At 63.5% G+C, this 3,736-nt stretch carries 2 protein-coding genes and 1 pseudogene; all 3 read left to right on the top strand.

All coding sequences use genetic code 11. The annotated features are described in order from the left end of the window. The coding region (locus B2W70_RS14140; protein ID WP_286746629.1) for a DUF2345 domain-containing protein at positions 1 to 1,705 on the top strand (1,705 nt) is incomplete at its 5' end. Further along, positions 1,702 to 3,168 carry a hypothetical protein gene (locus tag B2W70_RS14135; RefSeq protein WP_286746627.1) on the top strand — a complete coding sequence of 489 codons (1,467 nt, stop codon included), beginning with the start codon at positions 1,702 to 1,704 and terminating at the stop codon, positions 3,166 to 3,168. The genes B2W70_RS14140 and B2W70_RS14135, both read left to right, overlap by 4 nt. 20 nt (positions 3,169 to 3,188) lie before the next feature. After that, positions 3,189 to 3,736: pseudogene (locus B2W70_RS14130) on the top strand (hypothetical protein); the annotation flags it as partial.

The raw sequence follows: 3,736 nt of genomic DNA, 5'->3' as shown, positions 1-3,736 counted from the left end.
CACCGGCCACGCCCCGGGCGACGCCACCAGCGGCACCTGGGTGCGCGTGGCGCAAGGCGTCGCCGGCCCCGACTGGGGTGCGCTGTTCACGCCCCGCCCGGGCTCCGAGGTGCTGGTCGACTTCATCGACGGCGACATCGACCGCCCCATCATCGTCGGCCAGGTGCACAACGGCCCGCACGAGCTGCCCTGGCCCGCAGGCGTGGACGCGGGCGCCAACCACCCCGGCACCATCGCCGGCTGGCACCACCCGCACCTGGACGGCCAAGGCGCCAACCAATGGGTGGTGGACGACGCCACCAGCCAGCTGCGCATGCGCCTGGCGAGCCATTCCAGCGCCACCGGCCACAGCGAACTCACGCTGGGCCACCTGATCCAGCAAAGCGGGCGCGGCGGCTCGGGCGCGGCCCAACGCGGCGCCTGGCTGGGCGAAGGCTTCTACGGCCACACCGAAGGCTGGGCTGTGGTGCGCGCTGGCGAAGGCCTGCTGCTGAGCACCACGGCGCGCCCCGCGCAAGGCGCCAGCGTGGCCCGCACCCAGATGGACGCCGCCGAAGCCGTCGGGCAGCTCAAGGCCGCACAGCAGCTGGGCGACACGCTCGCACAAAGCGCGCGGCAACAAGGCGCCCACGGCCTGCACAGCCACGAGCCCGGCCAGGCCTGGGCCCAGCACACCGAGGCCATGGACCCGAGCGCGCAAGGCCTCTACCCAGGCCCCGTGGGCGGCCAGGACGCTCGCCAGGCGAGAGCAGGCAGCCGCGACCTGGGTGACCCGGTCGAGCGCTTCGCCAAGCCGCTGCTGCACCTGGACACGCCGACATCGGCCGCCTGGGTCACGCCCGCGAGCATCCACTTTTGGAGTGGGCAAGACCAAAGCATCAGCGCCCAGGGTGACGTGCACCTGACGGCAGCGCACACGGTCAGCAGCGTCAGCGGCCAGACCACCAGCCTTTACACGCACGCTGGTGGCATCAAGGCCATCACCGCCAATGCGGCCCTGAGCGTGCGCGCCCACACCGATGCCCAGCAGGTCTGGTCAGAGCAAGACCTGACGGTGCAGAGCACCACCGATGAGGTGCGCGTTCAGGCATCTAAGAGCATCACCCTGACGGCCGGGCAAAGCCAGATCGTCATCGAGGGCGGCAACATCACCTTCACTTGCCCGGGGACGTGGACGGTGAAGGGGGCGAGTCATGATTGGTTGGGAGGGGGGAGTCAGCCGGCACAGTTGACAGGCATGCCCGTAGGCGCGGCGACAGAAGCGCCGACTTTCATGGAATTGAACCTGCACGATGAATGGCTGATGCCCGTTGGTGGCGCACCCTATCGGGTTGTTTTCGAAGACGGCACCATCAAAGAAGGCGTGCTCGATGCCTCGGGTCATGCTCGGCTCGATGGCGTGCCCAACCTGCCCGCTCAAGTGTTTTATGGTGAGTCGCCGGCCAAGCCGAGCGCTCGCACTGAAATGCCCGCCAATGTGTTCAAGGCGAACAGTTCCACAAACGAAGCGGCCATCGCCAACATCGAGCGTTACTTGGGGGAGGCAGATGACTTCTGGCACAGCCAGGCTTCCAGCGAGCAAAAGGAGTTGTTTGCCGAGATGAACAACGGTGATTCCGACGCGAGCGGCGAAAGCGCCTGGCATTACCTCAGTGAAGCTCAACAGCAGGCATTGAGCCAGAAGCTACAAGGAGGTGCAGCATGAGCGGTGCAGCAGTGGCCGCGCGTGGCGCCTCCTCGGCATCCAAATCTGTCAGTCGATCTGGCTGGCTGGCGTCGTTGAAGGATGACGCCGTCAGCTTTCTCAAAGGCGACAACAATGCGCCGTGGGCGATCCTCGCCGAAAGCGTCATCGGATGCATCCCGGTTTTGGGGCAATTGGTCGATGCACGAGACATCATCAAGGGTTTGATCGAGGTCTCGGCTGCACCCACCAGCCCTGCGGCCTGGTTCAACCTGATCACTGCGTTGATCGGACTGGTTCCAGGTGGTGGCGACGCGGCAAAGCGCTCGATGCGAGCCGTCAAGAGCGGCGCGGTCCGCACCGACGAGTTGCTGGACATGATTCGGCGCTTGTACAAGGGGGACCCGGAGAAGCTGCTCAAGGACGTGCTCGACGTCTCCAAACTACGCAAGCAGTTGGACGCCATCCTGTCAAATCCAAAGTTGCGAGAACACCTGGGGCCAGAATCAAGCAAACGCCTTGATTCGATTCAGCGCAACCTGGGGCAGCAGTTCGATGCATTCAAGAGAGAAATCGACGGCTGGTTGACCAAGGGGCGCAGAACCAGTGCCAACGGGGGCACCGGCACCAAGGCTACGCCTGGTTCGCCTGCGGCCAAACCCAACACCCAAGCCAAGTCAGGTGCTCAGGCAAAGACCAAGCAGGGCGATGGCGCCAGCTCGAACACTCCGAACGCAGCGACACAGCGCACCGCTCGGTTCAAGAGCTTGACCCAGAAGGTGTTGGGCGTCTTGGGTGAGCACATGGCCGACTACCATTGCCAGGATGTCAAAGGTTGGGGCCGCAAGGCGCGGCACGACAGCGGCGACAAGAACTCGGCCAAGCTCAATGACAGCGGTCACATGGTGCAACTGTGGCCATGCGTGCCTCGGGGGCGTGGGATCGACGCTGTGTGGTCCACGCCGGGCGGCAAGAAGCCCTATGCCGTCATCGAGGCCAAGGCAAGTTACGACCCTACCAAATCGCTCGGTGCGTTGTTGGGGGAGGCGGGGGACAAAACTGACTCGGGCAGCTCTGCCGCATCGCCTGCAGGCAAGCGGGGAGGGCGTTCGGGCGCCAAAGGACGAAGTGCCAGTGAGGAGTCAGCGATTCGCCAATCAAACGGCAAAGTGACGCAGATGGGACATGCTTGGATTCAAAATCAGCGAAGGTTGGCAAAGGCGCTAGGAACTTCGTCTCAGGGGTATGTTCAGATCCGCAACGGTGGCGAGCGTGCGTACACCCGACACGTGCTCTTTTTTTCCATCCCACATGCGGCTGCGCATGCGGAAGCGCTCATTCTCTGTGCGTCAGGACATGTGCCGAAGCATGAAAGCCACGCAGCGCATCAGCTGACTCGTGAATGGGGCGACGCCGATATTGACAAAGTGGTTGACAACCGCGCGGGCATGAAGGGCGAGGCCCGTGATCAACGCAAGCGGTGAGGCCGAGGACAGGATTCGACATGCAGTTTCATGAGAGAAGGCGGCAGCAGTTTCTGGGAGAGCAGCATTGGGCGCTTGCCAGAAGGAACTGCCTTGAGGGCGTCGAAGAGGTTGGGCGTATTCTCCGTGAGGCTGTGGCGGAAGGTGATGTTCGCTACGCGATGGGGCGTGCACGAACAATTTCGGAGTTGATGGTAGACCGATTGAGCCTGAACTACACCGCAGGCGAACCGATAGACCCCATGCGCGGCGAACTGGAGAATGTCCTTTCCGCCTACGAGCGATATGCCGAACTGTTGTGGCAAGACACGGCCGACCGAAACGAGCCAGCCTTTGACTTTGTCGTTCTGGATGACTACTGCCAGCTGATGCAGCTGGTCGGGCTGTGCTTCTTGCTTCACCGGCGCGATCTCTTGCCTAGGTTGGCTGCCATGCAAGATGGCGTAGATGCCATGGGTCAGCCGGGTCAGGGGATGGGCGGCGCTGACTGGGTGTTCGAGGAGTTCATGTCACTCGCTGTGGGTCCGGACAGCCGGTACGAAAGCGAGACGATTCACTGGAACAAGCC

Source organism: Aquabacterium sp. UBA2148, from assembly GCF_002328915.1.
Classification (GTDB): Bacteria; Pseudomonadota; Gammaproteobacteria; order Burkholderiales; family Burkholderiaceae_C; genus Aquabacterium; species Aquabacterium parvum.
The sequence above is the reverse complement of the archived record's forward strand: the minus strand, read 5'-3'. Positions and strand labels throughout refer to the sequence as shown.

Coding starts and splice junctions, on each gene's coding strand:
- B2W70_RS14135 (WP_286746627.1), top strand. CDS start 1,702: ATGAGCGGTGCAGCAGTGGCCGCGCGTGGCGCCTCCTCGGCATCCAAA.